Source organism: Chitinophaga sp. MM2321 (genome assembly GCF_964033635.1).
Classification (GTDB): domain Bacteria; phylum Bacteroidota; class Bacteroidia; order Chitinophagales; family Chitinophagaceae; genus Chitinophaga.
This window is the reverse complement of the sequence record NZ_OZ035533.1, coordinates 5111095-5130667: the sequence shown is the minus strand read 5'-3', so window position 1 is coordinate 5130667 and position 19573 is coordinate 5111095. Positions and strand designations below refer to the sequence as shown.

Sequence of the window (19573 nt, the reverse complement as noted above, 5' to 3'; positions counted from 1 at the left end):
TCGTTATCAACCAAACAAGTGCAATTTATGCAAAAAACTGTTCATGGGCACCGGGCTGCCTGGTGGAGGTCCCGGTATCTTACCAAAACACTGTTAGTGATGAAACTAGCTCTTATTTTATTATTCGCTGCTCTACTGAATGCGCACGCCAGTGCCGTTTCCCAAACTATTACCTTTTCCGGTAAAAATGTGGAGCTAAAAAAGATTTTCTCGGCCATAAAAAAACAAACCGGCCACGTTGTTTTTTACAATACCTCAGACCTGGATGGTACGGTTCCCGTATCGGTCTCCGCGTATAATATGTACTTGGGCGATTTCCTGGAAATCGTTCTCAAAAACCAGTCTTTAAGCTATACCATTGAAGACAAGACTATAATGCTTTATGTTAAAACGGATAGCCGGTCTGCGCCAAAGAAAATTATTTCGGACCAGCATATTGCGGATACTTCCATTACTGGTAAGATCCTTTCTGCCGATGGCTTGCCGCTGGGCAGGGCATCAGTGACGGTAAAGGGTAATAACTCCAGAACGGTTACGGATGAGGAAGGGAATTTTAAAATAAGGGCCGCCGTCGGCGAAACAATTGTTGTCAGTTATGTTGGTTTCCAATCCAGAGAGATTGTAATTAGAAGTAACGGCCCGCTTAATGTGGAGCTTACACCGCGGGAAAAGGAACTGAGTGGAATTGTAGTGACTGCCCTGGGAATCGGAAGGCAGAAAAGATCGCTTGGATATTCGGTAGGCGAAGTAAAAAGTGAGCAAATGTCTAAGGTGCCGCAGGAAAATGTCGTGAATGCGCTCACGGGCAAAGTAGCCGGTCTTAAGATCAGCAATCCAGGTATGGATATAAACAGCGATCCCCAGGTCGTTATTCGTGGAATAAAATCGCTTTCAGGAAATGATGCGCCGCTTATTGTCGTAGATGGTTTGCCCACCGGCAACGATGCAGGTGTATTGTCCAACCTGAGCGCCGATAACATTGAGAGCGTTTCTGTTTTGAAAGGCCCCAGCGCGGCGGCACTGTATGGATCCCGTGCCGGAAGCGGCGTATTGCTGGTTACCACTAAAAATGGATCGGGTATAAAAAGAGGAATAGGCGTTACCGTAAATTCTTCCTACGCTACAAGCGTACCCTATCACTTCGTGCGGCAGCAGAATCAGTTCGCCAATGGTAGCAATGGTGCATTTGATGCAGCACAAACAGGATGGTGGGGGCCCGCCATGGGCACGCCTGCGATCCAATGGAATTCCAACGGGCAGGCAGTTCCCTTAAAGGCTTATCCTGACAACGTAAAGAATTTTACGCAAACGGGTAACAGCTTTATTAATGATGTGAGCGTTCGCGGTTCTAATGAAAAAGGCAATTTTAGTTTGTCTATGACCGACACCAGGGCAACTGGCACCTACCCGGGCGTGGAACTGAAAAAGGATGCCATCGCTTTTTCCGGATCGTACAACATCACCAAGAAAGTAAAAGTAAGTACCAATATTAATTATTCATATTCAGGATCAGACAACTTCAGATCACAGAGCTGGGATAATTATCCGTTTGAAGATATTTATTTTATGCCTAATTATATTAACGTTAACGACGTTAAGGATTATTGGAAAGTGGATGACATACAACAGAATGTATGGGATGATCATTTCAATAACCCATGGTTTACGGCTTATGTGGACGTCAATAAATTCCAGAAAGTAAATCCTTACGGGAATATCAAATTTGACTGGACCATTACATCGCAATTAAGCCTTATGGCGCGCATAGGTACGTTTAGTCAAACCTACATAACTCAATCCCAGCACGGCTGGTCAGAAGTGCGAAACCGCCAGGGAAGTTATAATTATGCTTCAAGCAATAACCAGGAAACAAATGCGGATTTTCTGCTGACCTATAAAAAAGGGTTCGGTAATTTTTCCCTGAATTTATCCGGCGGTGGTAACTTATTGTACCAGCATGGTTCCAGTTCTTCCATAGGAGGCCAGAACCTTGTGTTGCCGGGATTATATACGTCAAGTAATGTGGACAAGGGCTTCGTAAATTATGGTAGCTCTTTCTATAAAAAAAGGATAAACAGCTTGTATGGCGTGGCCTCACTGGACTATAAAAAAGTGGTTTACCTCGATCTGACCAGCAGAAATGATTGGTCCAGCACACTGCCGGAAAATAACAGGTCCTATTTTTATCCGTCATCCTCGCTGAGCCTCATTATCTCTGATATGCTTCGTTTGCCTTCATTCGTATCGTTGTTGAAACTCCGTGGCGGTTGGGCACAGGTGGGAAAGGATACGAATCCTTATCAACTGTCTCAAACACTTGTCAAATCCACCTGGGGAGCAAACACTATTTATTCCCTGCAAACGACTATGGCAAACAACAATTTAAAGCCTGAAAGTATTGTCTCTTCAGAAGCGGGAGTTGACTTGTCTCTGTTTAATGACAGGTTAGGGTTTAATATTACTTACTACAAGGTTGACGACAAAGACCAGATCATGAATGTAAGCACACCTTCTACGACGGGGTATACTTTTGCAAATGTCAACGCGGGTGTGGTGAGCAATAGTGGCGTAGAGATCGGGCTTCACGGCGTGCCTGTGAAAACCAAGTCGCTTACCTGGGATGTTAATCTCGTTTACACCAGGGACCGCAGCAAGCTAAAGACCCTTCCTGAAGGAATATCAGTGTTTCAGTTCTGGGCCGCTCAGAATGCATACAACCAGACCCAGGTGGGCGATAATATAGGAGATGTTTGGGGAAATGATGTGGTTCGCGTAGCAGATGGGCCTTACAAGGGTTGGCCAGTGCTGGACGGAAACGGGTATGTTCAGCGCGAGCCAGTGCTGAAGAAAATAGGAAATGTCATCAATGATTTCACATTAGGGTTTCAGACAAACGTTTCATATAAAAGGTTTACCGTTTCTGCCAGCTTAGACTGGAGGCAAGGAGGTAAATATTATTCTGAAAGTATGCTGCGCATGACCAGGGATGGACGTCAGGAAAGTTGGTACAAAGGCGATGGTTCAAGCACATTTACCGGAATCCTCAGCAATAATTCTTTCAGTGGCAACAAAGACCAGTTGGCCCAGGAAATTAAAAACAACCCGTCGAAATACAATGCAACCAATGGCCTTACGTGGGTAGGTGGAAGAACAGAGAACCTGGGTGGATTTCCCCTGGCCAGTACAGGACTTTCCAACGGTGCGTTTTTCCCAGGTGTCCGCTCGGATGGTAACGGTGGATACGTCGAGAATTTCGGTGGTGCAGATACCAAATATTTTGCTGCCGATAATATAGCCGGTGGCTCCGGATATTGGGATCAGGGTGTTCAAACCTGGATGTACGATGCTTCCTTTATAAAGCTGAGAGAACTGGCCGTTGCCTATAGTTTTTCCCCTGCAATAGCAAGCAGCATAAAGGCGCAGGCGTTATCGCTTTCTGTTTTCATGAGAAACCTGATCGTGTGGACCAAAGCCAAAAATAATATTGACCCTGAGTCTGCAGGATATTTCAAAACGGATCCTGGAGCTCCTTATGAACTTGGGTATGATCGTGCAAACATGGCTCCATGGACAGCGGTAATGGGTCTTAAACTAAATGTTCAATTCTAGAACTATCGACAATGAAATCATTACATCTATTTTATAAAGGGATTCTTTTTTTATTCGTCCTTTCGGGTTGCGGAAAAACGCTGACAGATACCAATATAAGTCCTAACACATTATTGGCTGAGCAGGTAAATCCCGCATTTATCATGACCCAGGTTATTTCGGGTTCTACCATGACGATGGGGCTGACAGAGTTTGCAGGAAATACCACCCAGAGTGTGCTTTCGGCGGCGATGCAATATGTCCAGCAGGATTTTTCAGGGATTGCCATCACGAACACATTCGGCTGGAAGTCGGGTGACTGGGCATACAGGCAATTTTATTTGGCCCTGTCCAATGCGGCCTATCTGGAAACGCGTGCGACAGGAGCAGCGGATTCTGCTTTTTTCCGGGGAGTTGCGCTTGTCATGAAATCTTACTGGTTCGGATATTATACTTCGAGCTGGGGAGATATTCCCTTCAGCGAAGCGATGAAAGGAACTGAAGGTGTGTTGAAACCCGTTTATGACAATCAGAAGGATGTATTCAAGGGTATATTGAATGATTTGGAAACGGCTAACGCTACTTTTAAGAAGGCCACTTCCGTAACTACTTTCACCCAATCGGCTGATATTTTGTTTAAAGGAGATGTGCAGAAATGGAGGGCCTTTGCCAATTCTCTGCATATCAGGTTCCTGATGCGGTTATCCGAAAAAACAAACGATATGCAGGCAATAGGGGTCGATGTAAAGTCGGAGTTTAACAAGATCGTTGCAGACCCGGTTAATTATCCTCTTATCGTAAACAGCAGCGACAACGCAGCTGTTTATTTTCCGGGCACTTCTGCTTTGGATAGCTGGCCATTGGGTTCTTTTAACCAACCCGATCCATCTGTGTATTACAGGTTGAAACCCGGCGAGCCGATCGTTAACTTCTTAAAGAATAACCATGATCCAAGACTGACTGTGTGGTTCAAACCAGTGGATGTGCCAACCATCATCAGGGATGCAGGTGCCGATGAAGTGATCATGAAAGATACCGATGGGAAAGTAAAACGTTTCCTGAAGACTTACCAGGAAGGAGTGGACACTTCCCTGTATGTGGGCCTTAAAGTTGCCCTGCCCAACCCGGACACCTACAATAAAAAAACACCTGCTGCCGTGAATACGGTTAAAACATTGGATCCTTCTATTTATACAGCGGGTGCAGCCAATCCGTTTGTTTCCTACCTGGCAAGCATGTTTAGAGATAATACAAATACCAACCTGCCTGTTGTATTCATTTCTGCGAGTGAGGTCAATTTCACCCTGGCTGAAGCGGCGGTAAGAGGATGGATATCCGGTTCGGCAGTTAATTATTACACACAAGGTATCAGCGCATCCTTTAGCCAATATAAAATTTCCGATGGTGATAACAAAGTGTATAACCCCGGAACTCATCAGATCGAAGCGTTCGATAAGAACGGTTTTCTGGCCAAGGCAGCCGCTGCTTTTAATAATGCACCGGATAAAATACTGCCCATCATGGAGCAGGTGTGGGTAGCAGATTTCACTTCAGTAGAAGCATGGTTTAACTGGAGAAGAACAGGTTATCCCAACCTGGGCAAAAATATAGTTAGCGGTCCGCAGGGAGAGAAAATACCCGTGAGGTTTTTTTATGGCGCCAATGAGAAGAATTTCAACGGCGATAATGTGAATGCTGCCATACAAAACCTGCAACCGGCCGTAGATGATCAATGGTCGAAGATGTGGTTGATTCAAGGTACAGGGAAACCCTGGTAAAAATTTAATTGAAGAGAACATAAAAAGCAGGTTTTATTTTTTATTCAGTGGGTCAACCTCGGTACACCCAAGCCCGATTTTCATGTAACCACTTCATTTGAGAGGTTTTACCTGGAATATATGCCGGGAAAGTAAGATTGTTGAAATGCTGTCCTGCAAACGAAGAAAGCTGCCGATAAGGCAGCTTTCTTCGTTTGCAGGCACTTGGTAGTTATGAAAGGATGATTATCCGTAAGTTGATGTATTGGATGTTGTTCAAGTATCAATTTACAAAGACGGCTCTTCCTGTTTTAAGATATAGCTTGTACTTCTGCCGCCAGCAGGTTCTTTCATGAGAATATCTTTTGCAATTAAATCCTGTATATCGCGTGTAGCTGTATCCTGAGAACATTTGGCAATCTTTGCCCATTTAGAAGATGTGAGTTTTCCATCAAAACCATCCATCAATTTATTCAACATTAATTTTTGCCTGTCATTAAAAGTTGCTGCTAACGGATTTTCCCAGAAACGTGCTTTTTTCATGACACCAGCAAGTGTTTCATCTGTAGTAGCTAAAGCTCTGGCCAGGCATTGCAAAAACCATTCAAGCCATTTCGTTACATCTAAAGAACCTTTTTGGGTCTTCTCTAGTATATCGTAATAAGCATTACGCTCCGCCTTGATTTGTGTGGACATGCTGTAAAAACGCTGGGCACTGTTATCTGCTCTGGCAAGTTGCATATCTGCAACTGCACGGGCAATACGACCGTTACCATCGTCAAAGGGGTGGATTGTTACAAACCATAAATGAGCGATTGCTGCTTTTAAGACTGCATCTATATTTTTTTTAGCGTTAAACCAATTTAAAAACCGGATCATTTCTTTATCCAGTAATGCTGAATCAGGAGCCTGGTAATGCACTTTCTCTTTTCCCATGAAACCAGAAACAACCTGCATGGGATCATCTTTGGTATTGTCTCGCCAGCCACCTACAACGATTTTATACATCCAGCTTCTTCCCGTCGGAAATAAAGCAGCATGCCAGCCGAATAAACGGTCATCTGTAAGCGGTAACTGATATTGTTGGGTTGCATCCAGCATCATTTCAACAACGCCATCCACATGACGGTCAGAAGGAACAAGCCCGGCAACGTCCATTCCCAGACGGCGGGCGATGGATGAGCGGACTTGATCAGGGTTGAGAATTTCGCCTTCGATCTCACTGGATTTAAGAACATCAAGTGTAAGGGTTTGAAGACTAGCCTCGGCTCTCAAACTAAAACCAAGACCTTCCATGCGGCCAAGCAGCCGCCCTTGACGGTAACGTATATCAGCCAGGAGAGAACTTATAATTTGCTCATCCCATTGAAAATCAGGCCACTGGGGCTGCTGGTATATATATATTCGGTTCATTCTCCGCATTCTTTGCGTCGAATATACTACTTATTCTCCGCAAAAGTCAGGTAATACCCGCAAATTATGCGGAGAATAAGTCTTCTAATCTCCGCATAGGGCCATGAAATTTCATTCGGGTAAAATTATTTTCATCCTACCAGGCTATAACCTTCAATTTGTACTATTTCATCCTTCTCATATTTTCTTAATTTTAAAACATGGCTTCCTGACTTTAGAAAAGCTCTGATGGCCTCGTGAGGATAAGAATGATATTCAACGATATTTCCCAAAGTGCCACTATATTGTTGTCTCAGTTTGTTTGATGCTGAACGATATTCTTTATTTGTAATTTTTTTCCGGTTTAAGGAATAAGCAACATGAATGCCATCGCTTCTGTTCTCAATGGGATATTCGCTGGTTATCTTTATATAAGCCACATAATCAGGATACTGTTTCGAAGAATTAATTATCTCTATTCTTTCTATAAGCTCTTTTAAATGTTTTCTCAAAGTATCCACCTTAAATTCCTGAGTAAATCTTTTATTAGATAATAATTTACCTTTAAACGATTGTTGCCAGAGTTGTATGTTTCCTACTTTTTCAATAAAGCCCTGGGTTTCTAAATAAGTTAGTGTTTCAATGGTTTTTTTACCATCCAGCTTTAAGATCTGTGAGGCCATATTTTTTGAAATGAATTTGTTTTCAGCCTTTCTTAGCAACACACGTATTTCTTTTTGACTAATCATTATATTTGAATCATGGGCGTTAAAGAGATGATTTTCGGAATTCTCCTGAATTTTCTTTCCAGTTACATTTACGAAAGATTATCACAATTTCGAAAAAAAGTGCTCTTTTTGAAATAAAAGAATCAGATGCTCATACCTCTTCTCTCCGCTTAGTAATACACTGATATTCATTACTTTATTCTTTGGGTATAATTACATTCTACTTATATTGACGTTATAATTACAACGGACTCTAAGATGTTTTTCTACAAAAAAATTGATTATTAACTATTTACAACATGGATTCGTTAAAGTTAGCAGATTTTTTATTTGATAGAATACACGAAACAATTGATTATAAAGAATATATAGCAGAAGTTAATATTGGTTATGAATATTCTGAGACTTATGGGAATAAATATATACGAATTTCCTATAGTATTTTGTGCAATGAAATTTTTGATGGATTGACTTACAACAAACAACAAACCCTTTTTCAAAAGCCACCGAATTATACGTTCTCATTATCAACAAATAGAGGCAGAGAAAGGTACGATGAAAAGAAAAGATTACTACGTATCATAGAGTTCAGGCATCTTTACGAAAGTCTTGCATCATATGCAGTAATACAATTTGAAAGATATTTAAATCCTGAAACTTCGATTAAAATTAAGGGGATAGATTTGTGGCCGGAGGCAAATTATGCAGAAAAATATCTTCTTACAGATTTAGGGGGCAAATATAAAAGTGTTATGCATTCCGATTTTGAATTGGATGTAGCACAATTTCTCAATCTACATCAACTGGCTGACAAATCAAGAAGAATATATGCAAGAGAAAAGAAACTATTTAGCATAACGGATATCGAAATAAATAAATTATTTGGATTAAAACTGTGTTCAATTCGATTTATATTGTTGAGTTGTGATGTACCTATTAAAATTAAAGGTGCCAAAACAATTGATGAGATTCATATTCATATAGGAAAATTTGTTGAAGCCCTTGAAAAGGAAATCAAAAGTGAGTATGGACATAATAAACTTATTTATAAGGAATTATTTATATATATATACGATAACTATTTACTATCAGAGAAAATAAAAAATATCAATTACCAGCAATCAGAGTTTTTAGAGCATTTCATTATTCAGAAAGGAGATATACTACAGCTGAAGGACATGCGGATAGTGATAGTAGACTCGGTATTATTTGTTCAGCAGAATGTAATCAATATAAGATATGCAATTCTCAAAAACAATTTGCAAGCTGGAGAAAGAACAAGAATTATAGGCACCGGAGACATTTTATATATTCTTAAAGGGCATGACTTTTTAGAATACACAAATACAATCCAGGTCAAACATCTATCGCTTTTGGAGAAATGGATGTCAAAAAGAAAAATGAAGTTAAAATATAGACCGTTCGAACTTGATCGAACTAAAGTTGATCATAGGGAAAAGTAAAGATGTTTATAGGAGATACATGGTTTTCTATAATTCATTATATTTGAATAATGAGTATTACAGAAATTATTCTCGGAATTATTTTTAATCTTCTTTCGAGCTACATCTACGACCAATTAGCTCCTTATCTAAAAAGTACTCATTTTTAATTTTAGAAAGGATTCGAACCCAGGACCCATACATTATTTTATAACTCTTTGAAAATAAATAGATTAAAACAGCAGATGCAAGCCGGTTTTCAATAACTTATATAAAAATTTACAATATATTTTGTTTAAATAAAATAAAAACATTCTAAACAATTGATAATAAGAGTATTATAAGTTAATTTGAGTGAAATTAAATATAAGTTGGTGGGGAGTTAGATTTGAATTATTCACAATAAATTAATATTCAATGGATTATAAGGGAAGTTGATTTTGTGAATTTTGTGATTTTTGGTTTTATAATTTATACCTGAAGCAAACTTAAAAATATAATGTGGGAATTACTGTCTAGGGGCTAAAGGGAAAAGGATAATGTAATGGTACCTCTGAAGAGCCTTTGGTAGAATCCACACTTAAAAAATACGAACCCCAAAAGGACAGCTCGATAAGAGGGGCTTCAAATTGAGTTGGAAGAACCTCTTTCTTGTGAGGCTACTAGATGGATTTGGAACTTGTAATTTTATTATTGTCTGAAGTGCAGAGGATAATCGAGTGTAATTTTAACCGTCAACTTTTTTTAGGACGATTCATAATGTATTCAAGATTTACAAAAGGCTACTCCCAAAGTTCATGAGGTCTTCTCCACATTAATCCTCTTATATCATCACCTCGCTCAATAGATGCCAGTAGCTCGGCCTTCCCGATTCCATTTGGTAGTTCATGGGGGCGCACAATAGCATATATTTCTGTTTTAGACCCAAGGATCATTTTTATTTTTCCAGGTGTTAAATCCTTTTTAAGCTCGGATAGCTCTAGTGAAAACGATTGACGTTTATTGGGCACGATCACATTTTCGACTATGCCAATTCTCAGCGGACTACCTCTCCATTGTCGTGTCGCAATAAGTTGGCCAACTTCAGGAGACACTGTATCCACGGCGTCTTCGATAAGATTTCTTTTCTGCTGCCATTTTTCATCTTGTTCCTGCCGTTTATTCCTTAAATGCCATTGGCTTTTAAACATCTCTTCTTTTACCTTAATGCCATCTTTTTGAAGATGCCAATATAGCAGGTTCCAAATATAATCATAATGAGTATGCTCCCTAATGTTTTGCAGAAGCTCTTCACTATCCCTCCAGCCTGTCCTAAGGTGGAAGGAAAAGTAGTCTTTCTCTCCATATCTATAAAAATCATTCTGAATTGATTGGTACAATTTGTAGCTATTTGTTGAATCTTCTTTTAATTCAATATTAATATATACCCTGCAATATGTCTTACCGAAATGTTCTTCAATCTCATTACTCACGTTAATTCCCTTTATATCATCTTTGAACTGCCTGGTAATATTTACGTATAAAGCGATTTTCCTAAAAATATCTGCATGAATTTGATACATATGAATTATTTGATAGAGTAGTAGTACTAAAAATTGTATGGTATTATTATATCAATATACCTATAATTTAGCAAAATTTAAATCGTGATCTTTTCGTTTTTCAGATGTAGAATCTCTTTTTTATAACAGTCGTAACGGCACCATGAAATGACCGATGAAATGAACCGGTTTAATTACATCAGTTTATGTTATATCTACTTGAATTCGGAAAAAATGAGTTTAAAAGAAGAGGAAATAATAGATATAGTGGAACATATCTACTTGTTCTCTTCATATAAGGAGGCTTGAAAAATCCTTAAGTAATTGTTAGACATCTGACTGACCAAAATTTTTGTATTAAATGAGAGATGATATTATAACTAAACTTTCAGATTCTACTGTTGAATCCCAAATTGAACTTATTACATATTTTATAAAACGAGCAGAGAAGCAAATGCTATAAAGGACTTTGACCTGTACTAAAGACTATATGCGCAATTGTAGTTTGTTAATCTTTGAGAATTTGTTATATTAGAATGCAAACAAAATACCACATATGAGAACTGTTAACCACCTCCTGATTACGTGTTTATTGTTTCTTCTTTATAGCTGTAGTGATAAGTTGAGCACTGGTAAGGCTGAAAAAATGATCAAAGAACATTCTACCTTTCCCGAAATCAACGATGTGAATATTGAATATGGGTTTATTGCCTATGATAAGGATTCATTGCCCAGCTTTTATTATGTTTTACAAGAAAAGGGAATGTTTAAGGTTGAATATCTGGGTTCTGGTGGCTTGTTTGTTATCAACTATCGTTTTCGGGTTACTCCGACACCAGAAGCAAAGAAATTTATAACTGAGGAAGACAACAATCCTCGTAAACAGGGGAATACGGGTGAATTTATGTATAATAGCAGGTTTAAGACCTGTGAAGTCGACTTTAATAAAGTTGAAAGCATACAGGAAATTCCTGCTTTCAATGCTGCAGATATTACCTACACAGTAAAACGGCATAGTTTTACACCATTTTGGAACTACTACCTGGATGAAGATAAGAAAATGCCGGATACTATTCAGCAACGAAAATTTGGTGTAGTGAAAACCAACGACGGCTGGAAGCCTGCCAAATTCAAGTAACTAAATAAATGCGCTAGGGATCTGTATGATTCTGGCCTTGGTAGCAGAGACTGTATTGTAATAATTCCTATAATGGCCTCGATGGGTCTGCTTTGCATTATTTCATCAAGTAGCGAAATAACTTAAAGTAATGAATTTTTTAAATTTTATAGATGGAGAAATTCAAAGAGCATTCCCTCCTGATTGTAAACGCATTGTATCTAATAAACTATTAGGTAGGGAGCTGGTTAAAAAAAGATAGGCATTCCATACCTTGTCGACATACGCTAATCAAAGTTAGTTAATATCCTGGTGCTACCTTCAACTCTCAGAGTAGATAAGTAATAGGATGGTGAAGCTCTGCTGATGTTTTAGAGTAAATGATCCCTATAAAGTTATTCAGCATCTGTGCAATCCTTTAAGTCATATTTATTGTTTCCCCCATGCTAATTGCTTAATACCATTGCCTAATAACTCTATGCATGAAAAGGATAATTTATCTTCATCATTTGAAATTTCTAAACATTGGGAGAACCAGGTACTTAAAGAAGCTAAGGACTTCTGCACAATCCATTCGGCCCTTTTGGTTAGCTTTTCTAAATAACCCTTCCATTAGGGGAAGTATAAACGTTTGCAACTGAAAAGCAAGTGCGCGAAATTTACTATGAGTTTCTCGTTCTTTCTCAGATTGTAAAGTTTTACTGTTATTATTCTTATCAAAAATACTAACCCGGAACATTGAGGATGTTCCGTTATCATCCGAAGGTAATTCTTCTTCAGGTTTTAAAAATTCTTTATTGTGAACAAGGAAAACATAAGGAAACGTGGGTTCTTGGTCCAGTAGCCGATCTATTAAGTTCTTTATTTCATTAAAATACCTCTTAGTAGGTAAGTCCGATATTTCTATGCTGACTTTTTGAAGTACAACTTTCTCTTTTTGGTCAGCATATAGATTTCTTGCTTCTTGATGCTTAGCCTCATTTTTGGCATGTTTAAAATACACAACGGCACTTTGATAAGAAGCAAGAGGTACCATACCGGCTTTATCATCTGCTAGTCTTTTTTGAGCAAGAAGGAGTTCATTATGACCTAACAATTCATAAATTTCTTGATTCCCAACTTTTTCTCTTTGTGCTAATTTCAAGCAAGTATTTAAAACATCTTTCGTGAAGGAATAAATAGTTTCTGATTTTTTACTTCTCCTACTACGTAGACTGTTTATAATGGTCCCCAATGTCAGGACCGATAATTTGTCGATCTAAGCTTTATCAAGTGCTTACAAAATAGATGCGCTTGCGCATCTGTTTTGTAAGCACCAGCCCCACCAGGGGCTAGGCAGCAATCGTTTTATAAAGATCCGCTGGCGTTTTGTATCCCAGTGATTGATGGAAGCGCGCCGTATTATAAAACTCAAAGTACTGTTGCAATCCTTGATACAAACTTACTCCGTCTTCGTATACGTTCAAATAAATATTTTCATATTTAACACTTTTCCATAACCGCTCAATGAAAATATTATCAATCGCTCTGCCCTTCCCATCCATACTGATCTGTATTTCATGATTTTTCAGCATGCCGGTAAATATCTCGCTGGTGAATTGGCTCCCTTGATCAGTATTGAATATTTCAGGTTTACCACTTGTCGTTATTGCTTCTTCAACTACGCTTTTACACCAGTCTGCGGTCATCGTATTACTGACACTCCAATTTACTACGTACCGGGTATGCAAATCAATTACCGCACAAAGGTACATGAAGCCTTTACGCATAGGCACATAAGTAATGTCTGTTGCCCATACCTGATTGGCCCTCGTAATCGCTAACCCTTTAAGTAGATAGGGGTATACCTTATGCGATGTATTCGGATCACTCGTACCTGGTCTTTTATATAGTGTCTCCCAGCCCATTAGCTGCATTAGGCGGCGAAGCCGCTTGCGGTTGACGAAATATCCCAGGCCACGCAACCAGATCTTTAACTTCCGTTCCCCGAAAAACGGGGTCTTATAGTACTGCTCATCAAGCAAGCGCATAATGGTCATATTCTCCTCCGTTTCGGCAAGCGGTTGGTAGTACAATCCACTGCGATGCAGGCTTAATAACCTACATTGTTGCCGAACACTTATCAATGGATTTGAAGATTCAATCATTCCCCTACGGGAGACTAATGACTTCAACGCAACTTTTTTTTCAAAAAATCATTCTCCACCTTTAACTGACCAATTTGGGCATATAGTTTCTCCATTTGGGCCTCCTGGTCTTCACTAGTGCTTGTGGGAGTATCAGAGTCAAATGCTCCAGCCAATTTCGCGGCCGCCTCCCGCTTCCACGTGTTTATTTGTGTTGGGTGTAATTCATACTTCTTCGCCAGCTCCTCAATTGTGCTGCGCTCCTTGAGGGCTTCTAATACTACTTTTGCTTTGAAGTCCCCGGTAAATTTACGTCTGCTCTTTTTTGTCATTACTTGGCAATTTAAGATGATTTTTTATATCTTAAATACCGGACCTTTTTTCGGGGACCATTATAGTTATCCCGTTAAAATCATCTTTTGAAAATAATGGTGATTCAATGATGTTTTTTATTACTTGAGGTTTGCTGATAAGTGATTATTCTTTTTTTCGTATATTATTTTAATTAAATATGTTTTATAGTCGTCTGTTTTGATATGATTTAAGCAATCCAATAAATTAACAAACGCCAAAAAATTGTATTCATAATCTATTTTGGCATCTATGAATGACTAGGGTGAGGCTAATAATGAGAGACAAATTAGCTATTCTAAATAAGGGGAATGAGGAGAGTTATTAACAGGTGTGGAAAGAGTATAATTGGGGGCTGTCAATTAATCTGACCACCAAACCGACTACCCCACCCAAACAAAAAAGCCGTAAACTCTTTTATCAAGAATTTGCGGCCTTTTTCCTTGTAGCGAGATCGGGAGTTGAACCCGAGACCTTTGGGTTATGAATCCAACGCTCTAACCACCTGAGCTACCTCGCCATCTGCGTTTCTACAACGCGCGTCCCCAAAACGGGAGTGCAAAGATAACGGCTTATAAATGAAAATTCAAAATGTATGATGCGTTTTTTTATAACTTTTTTTCTTCTTCCTCTCCGGATCTGTTGTCGGGCTTCATGTTCCGGAGTATATCGGCATCTACGGACTTAATATGCAGATCCCTTTGGGGATAAGGTAGATCGATCCCTGCTTTGTTCAGTTCTGCATAAATATAGGTGAGTACTTCGCTTTGTTTCGTGCCTGCTGTGCCGAGGTCCGGGATCCAGAAATATACCTGAAAATCTACGGAGTTGTCGCCAAACCGGTAGAGTTGTACTATAGGTTCAGGCACACTGAGTATCCCTTCGTGGTTGGTGAATGCACTTTTTATGATGTCGGTCACCTGTTGAATATCGCTGCCATAGGCTACACCGAGTGTGAAGTTTACCCGGCGGGTGCGGTTGGTCATGGTCCAGTTGACCAGCTGCTGGGAGATAAGATCACCGTTGGGGACTACTACTACGGAACCGTCATAGGCGGATATTTTGCTGGAGCGGATACCGATTTCTTTTACTACACCGGAGCGGGTACCCAGTTCTATAACGTCTCCTACTTCTATGGGCTTTTCAAATGCCAGTATCACACCTGATACGAGGTTGTTGACTACATTCTGCAAGCCGAAGCCGATACCTACACCCAGGGCTCCTATAACGATGGTGAGTTTATCCATCGGTATGCCGGAGGCGGCGAAAGCCAGTAGTACACCACCTCCCAGCACTGCCAGGCGAAGGAGCAGCAGCACAGATCCGAGTTTGCTTTTTGTGGCGGGCGCTGTACTCTGACCCGTGCTGCCAAACATATACGCAATCAGTTGTGAGGCTGCAAAGGATACCCATATTACCAGTAAAAAAATAATGACACTGCTAAAGGTGAAGTCTGAATTACCAATATGGTGGCTGGTCGACAGGAAGTCACTGATCACTTCATAAATAGCATCATAGACATAAAGGTTGCGTAAAACAATCACCAGCCAGGCAATGGTAGCCATAACTGTCAGGAAAGTTTTCAGCTTTCGCTGTACATCCTGGTAGTCCATGAAAGAAATAAAAGTGCTGGAATTTTTATTCGCTTCTACCTGTAGGTAAACGGCTTCCAGTAATATTTTTATCAACACAAACAGGTTGAGCGCCATCACGGTATTTACTACGGCGCTGGAGCCTATGATCTTTGCCGTGCCTACCCGCGCCAGGATGACCAGCAGGAGCGACAATGCGCTGGTGCCGATAAATAGCTTTATTACCGGTCGGGTATATTTCGGTTGGGCGAAAGTAGTGAGTGCGGTCTCCTGTAAAAATTTATATCCCAGTATAATGGCTAGTACAGCGCATATCAACAATCCCCATTGTTCCACATAGGTAGCTTCTATGAGCAGGTTATTTAAACAGTATACGGAGAATAACGCCATCAGCAACAGCCATTTCCTGAATAATGTTTTAGGGAGATGAGAACGAAATATAAATGTTAGGGCGATCATTGTCAGCGCCCAGTTGATTTCAGTAAAAAGGATCGGGTAGCGCACCGATAAAACAGACGATAGGGTAGTGATATATACCACTGTGCAGGCGATGGGGAAGCGGTACAGATACCGAGCATGCTGCAGAATAGCTTCACCTTCTTCGGCAGGATGATTTTGTCGGATACGCCGGATATTATTCAGTACCCACCATGCAAATACAGCTGCTACCAGTAGCCAGATAATAAATACCGGCCATTGAATGGAGAAAAAGATAGCCAGTACACGCGCACTTTTATGCAGTGAGTTTTTTACAACAGGAATAAATTCGAGCGGATTGATACTGTCGCGGTGTGGCCTCCAGATATAACGGTAATCGCGATAAAACATATGTGCCGAAAACTGATCCAGCCGGTAGTCCATATCTTCCAGCAGGTTGGATACCTCAATATAACGGTTGGCAACCTTGTTCTGTAGTAATCCCATCTTGATAAGACTGGCCCTGTTGGCGCTGTCTACCGCCCGATATTTAATAATAAGTCGTGTCAACTGACCTACATAAGATCCATACAGCTCATCTTCTGCAGGGATGCTGTGCATGGAGGTGTCGCGGCGCAGGCTATGGATGGTATCATCGATGTTTACCAGCTGATCGTAATAGGAAAAAAGATTGCTCTGCCAGGAACTCAGCTTACGTTCCAGCTGCTCCAGCATCACCTTGTTGGTATAAATATCGTTGATGTTAGGGGTGCGCCCCAGCCCTGCAATATTATATTTTATGAGTTCCAGCGAGGTGTCTACCAATGGCACACCTTCGCTGATGCGGCTGGAGTCAAAGCCGCGTTTGAGGGAGGTCATTAACCGGTTTAGCAGCATGGTATAGCCTTCTATCCGGATGATGAGGATGGCCACCGAAGTATCCGATTTTTTTACCTTCGAAGTATCTTTAGCCAGGTTGGTGATATTTTTACTGATGGTAGCACTGTCTACAGCTACCAGGTGCAGGGTGTCCGGTACAACATTGCTTTTCCTGCGCTGTGCATCTGAAGGGAGGCTGGCAAGGATCAGGTACAACGGTAGCAGAAAGTACCATAAACGCTGATATCTCAATATAACCTGAATGGACATATGGTTTAATATGGTTTAGCTATCCGCTGAAAACGGATTTCCTTATTCAGGAACATTTTTTGTGCCTAAATGTTGCAGTATTTCAAACATTTATCCTGCTGAGCCGTTAATTTTGCTGAAGCAATCATCCGTAGCTTTACGCCGGAGATATTACCCCTTGTAATTTGTTTTTGTATTGACAGATTACCGAAAACCTTGACTATGAAAAGAGAAGCTATTGTTACTATCTTAAAGGAAGACCTTAAGCCCTGGGATGTTGTTGTGATAGGTGGCGGAGCCACTGGCCTGGGAGCCGCACTGGAAGCGGTAACCAGGGGATACCGCACCTTATTGCTGGAACAAACGGATTTTGCAAAATCCACCTCCAGTAAAAGCACGAAACTGGTACATGGGGGCGTTCGTTACCTGGCGCAGGGCGATATTGCCCTGGTACGTGAAGCCAGCATTGAACGTGGTTTGCTCACCCACAACGCCCCACACCTGGTACGCAACCTGGCCTTTGTAATCCCTACCTTTAGCTTATGGGAAAATTTTAAGTATACCATCGGCCTCAAAATGTACGATTGGCTCGCCGGACATCTCAGCCTGGGCAAGTCGCTTCATATTTCCAAAGCAGCCACGCTTGAACGGCTGCCCGCACTGAAACCGGATCGCCTCACCGGCGGTGTATTGTACCACGATGGCCAGTTCGATGATAGCCGCCTTGCGGTAAACCTCGCACAAACCATTGCAGACAAAGGCGGTACGGTGCTTAACTATATGCGTGTAACAGGACTGCGTAAAGATGAAAAGGGAAAGATCAGCGGTGTAACGGTGAAGGATACACTGAATGGGGGAGAGGAGCTGCATCTCGCTACCCGTGCTGTTATCAACGCCACGGGTGTATTTGCTGACGATATTCTGGAAATGGATAATCCGCAGGCGCCCAGATCTATCGCTGCCAGTCAGGGTGTACACCTGGTACTGGATAGCACTTTCCTACCCGGACACAATGCGCTCATGATCCCTGCTACCAGTGATGGCCGCGTACTCTTTGTGGTGCCCTGGCATAATAAAGTGGTGGTGGGAACTACCGATACGCCTGTTAATCATATCAGCCTGGAGCCGCGTGCACTGGAAGCGGAAATAAATTTCATCCTGCGTACTGCCGGTCAATACCTCGCACACCAGCCGCAACGCAGCGATGTACGCAGTGTATGGGCTGGCCTGCGCCCATTGGCAGCTCCCAAGGCAGAAGGACATAAAACCAAAGAAATCTCCCGCAGTCACAAGATCATGGTGGCCGGCTCGGGGCTGGTGACGATCATCGGTGGCAAATGGACAACTTACCGTCGCATGGCAGAAGATGTGATCCACCGGCTGGAACAGGCGCTTCACTGGAAAGAAACGTCTTCCGTAACGCATCAGTTGAAAATACACGGCGCCGCTAATGTTGTAAACTGGGATGATCCCTGGTATTTCTATGGCAGTGATAAGCTGCATATCCACCAGATGGTGGCCACCCAACCCGATTTACAGGAAGTGCTCAGCGCAACATATCATGTCATTAAAGCGCAGGTAGTTTGGGCGGTAAGAGAAGAAATGGCCCGTAATACAGAAGATTTCCTGGCCCGCCGCATACGCCTCCTTTTCCTGGATGCACGGGAAGCTTTACGTATAGCCCCTGCCGTAGCCGCTATCATGGCCGCAGAATTAAACAGGGATGACCAATGGATCGCAGATCAGATAGAAAGCTTTACCAAGGAAGCAAGCGCCTACTTATTGGATTAGATCAAAACCTACATCCACTTCACCTTGTCTCCCAGTGGCTTTAACCGGCGTCCTGGTTGTACGGGTTCATCGGTATAGCCCAGGTAAAAGAATCCAAGTACCTGGTCTTCATCTCCCAAACCTAAATAATCCTGCATGGCAAAGTGGTAGGTCATGCCACCAGAGCCCCAGTAGGCGGCAAGATTGTGGGCGGTAGCACCCAGCCACATGTTTTGTACGGCGCAGGAAACGGCGGCAATCTCTTCTGTTACCGGTACCTTGGGATTGTTACCCCGCTTCATGCAAATGGCAATCACATGGGAGGCCAGGTTACCCTGGTTTTTCAGTTTTTCGTAGTTACCGGAAATGTATTTGTCTGCCGGTGTGAATTGTTTGTATAGATCAGCATGATCAGCACAGAATTGTTGTGTCTTGTCACCACTGTAAACGATAAAGTACCAGGGTTCTGTATGTCCGTGTGTAGGCGCCCAGTCGGCCATCTGTAGCAGATGTTGTATCGTTTCATCTGCTATTTTACGGCCGTTCATGCTGGTTGGTTTTACCGTGCGGCGCGCGGCTACTATTTTATCGATGTTGGTAACGGTTGTATTTAATTCCATCATT

General features: G+C 41.5%; 13 protein-coding genes and 1 tRNA gene. 5 read left to right on the top strand and 9 right to left on the bottom strand.

What is annotated here, in order from left to right; translation table 11 throughout:
- Nucleotides 1-27: 27 nt before the first annotated feature.
- Nucleotides 28-3609, top strand: a complete 3582-nt coding sequence (locus ABQ275_RS19930; RefSeq protein ID WP_349314906.1) for a SusC/RagA family TonB-linked outer membrane protein — start codon at nucleotides 28-30, stop codon at nucleotides 3607-3609.
- Between the two features lie 11 nt (nucleotides 3610-3620).
- Nucleotides 3621-5366: a SusD/RagB family nutrient-binding outer membrane lipoprotein gene (locus tag ABQ275_RS19925; protein WP_349314905.1), complete on the top strand. Its 1746-nt coding sequence runs from the start codon at nucleotides 3621-3623 to the stop codon at nucleotides 5364-5366.
- 267 nt (nucleotides 5367-5633) lie between these two features.
- On the opposite strand, the gene ABQ275_RS19920 is transcribed toward ABQ275_RS19925, so the two are convergent.
- Both ABQ275_RS19920 and ABQ275_RS19915 read right to left on the bottom strand, forming a co-directional pair.
- A complete protein-coding gene (locus ABQ275_RS19920; protein ID WP_349314904.1) occupies nucleotides 5634-6758 on the bottom strand; it encodes a Fic family protein in 1125 nt (374 codons plus the stop codon).
- 131 nt (nucleotides 6759-6889) lie between these two features.
- The gene (locus ABQ275_RS19915) at nucleotides 6890-7486 is read right to left on the bottom strand and encodes a hypothetical protein (RefSeq protein WP_349314903.1); all 597 of its coding nucleotides are present in this window, start codon (nucleotides 7484-7486) and stop codon (nucleotides 6890-6892) included.
- A gap of 278 nt (nucleotides 7487-7764) precedes the next feature.
- On the opposite strand from ABQ275_RS19915, the gene ABQ275_RS19910 reads away from it, so the two are divergent.
- A complete protein-coding gene (locus ABQ275_RS19910; protein ID WP_349314902.1) occupies nucleotides 7765-8928 on the top strand; it encodes a hypothetical protein in 1164 nt (387 codons plus the stop codon).
- A gap of 761 nt (nucleotides 8929-9689) precedes the next feature.
- Here the strand turns inward: ABQ275_RS19910 and ABQ275_RS19905 are convergent.
- Complete coding sequence (locus ABQ275_RS19905) at nucleotides 9690-10469, bottom strand: hypothetical protein (protein ID WP_349314901.1); 780 nt, start codon at nucleotides 10467-10469, stop codon at nucleotides 9690-9692.
- A gap of 535 nt (nucleotides 10470-11004) precedes the next feature.
- On the opposite strand from ABQ275_RS19905, the gene ABQ275_RS19900 reads away from it, so the two are divergent.
- Nucleotides 11005-11586, top strand: a complete 582-nt coding sequence (locus ABQ275_RS19900) for a hypothetical protein (protein WP_349314900.1) — start codon at nucleotides 11005-11007, stop codon at nucleotides 11584-11586.
- Nucleotides 11587-12070: 484 nt separating this feature from the next.
- On the opposite strand, the gene ABQ275_RS19895 is transcribed toward ABQ275_RS19900, so the two are convergent.
- The 5 genes from ABQ275_RS19895 to ABQ275_RS19875 form a co-directional block, all read right to left on the bottom strand.
- Nucleotides 12071-12709 (bottom strand): hypothetical protein, encoded by a 639-nt coding sequence (locus tag ABQ275_RS19895; protein WP_349314899.1) that lies wholly within the window; start codon nucleotides 12707-12709, stop codon nucleotides 12071-12073.
- Nucleotides 12710-12896: 187 nt separating this feature from the next.
- A complete protein-coding gene (locus ABQ275_RS19890) occupies nucleotides 12897-13712 on the bottom strand; it encodes an IS3 family transposase (protein WP_349318787.1) in 816 nt (271 codons plus the stop codon).
- Between the two features lie 23 nt (nucleotides 13713-13735).
- Nucleotides 13736-14023, bottom strand: coding sequence for a transposase (locus tag ABQ275_RS19885; protein WP_349314898.1), 288 nt, complete (start codon nucleotides 14021-14023; stop codon nucleotides 13736-13738).
- A 465-nt stretch (nucleotides 14024-14488) separates the two neighbouring features.
- Nucleotides 14489-14562: transfer RNA gene (locus tag ABQ275_RS19880), tRNA-Met, on the bottom strand.
- 88 nt (nucleotides 14563-14650) lie between these two features.
- On the bottom strand, nucleotides 14651-17200 hold the full coding sequence (locus tag ABQ275_RS19875; RefSeq protein ID WP_349314897.1) for a mechanosensitive ion channel domain-containing protein: 2550 nt from the start codon (nucleotides 17198-17200) through the stop codon (nucleotides 14651-14653).
- Between the two features lie 201 nt (nucleotides 17201-17401).
- Between ABQ275_RS19875 and ABQ275_RS19870 the strand changes: the two genes are divergently transcribed.
- A complete protein-coding gene (locus ABQ275_RS19870) occupies nucleotides 17402-18970 on the top strand; it encodes a glycerol-3-phosphate dehydrogenase/oxidase (RefSeq protein ID WP_349314896.1) in 1569 nt (522 codons plus the stop codon).
- Between the two features lie 8 nt (nucleotides 18971-18978).
- Here the strand turns inward: ABQ275_RS19870 and ABQ275_RS19865 are convergent, their stop codons facing one another.
- A complete protein-coding gene (locus ABQ275_RS19865) occupies nucleotides 18979-19572 on the bottom strand; it encodes a nitroreductase (protein WP_349314895.1) in 594 nt (197 codons plus the stop codon).
- Nucleotide 19573 lies beyond the last annotated feature (1 nt).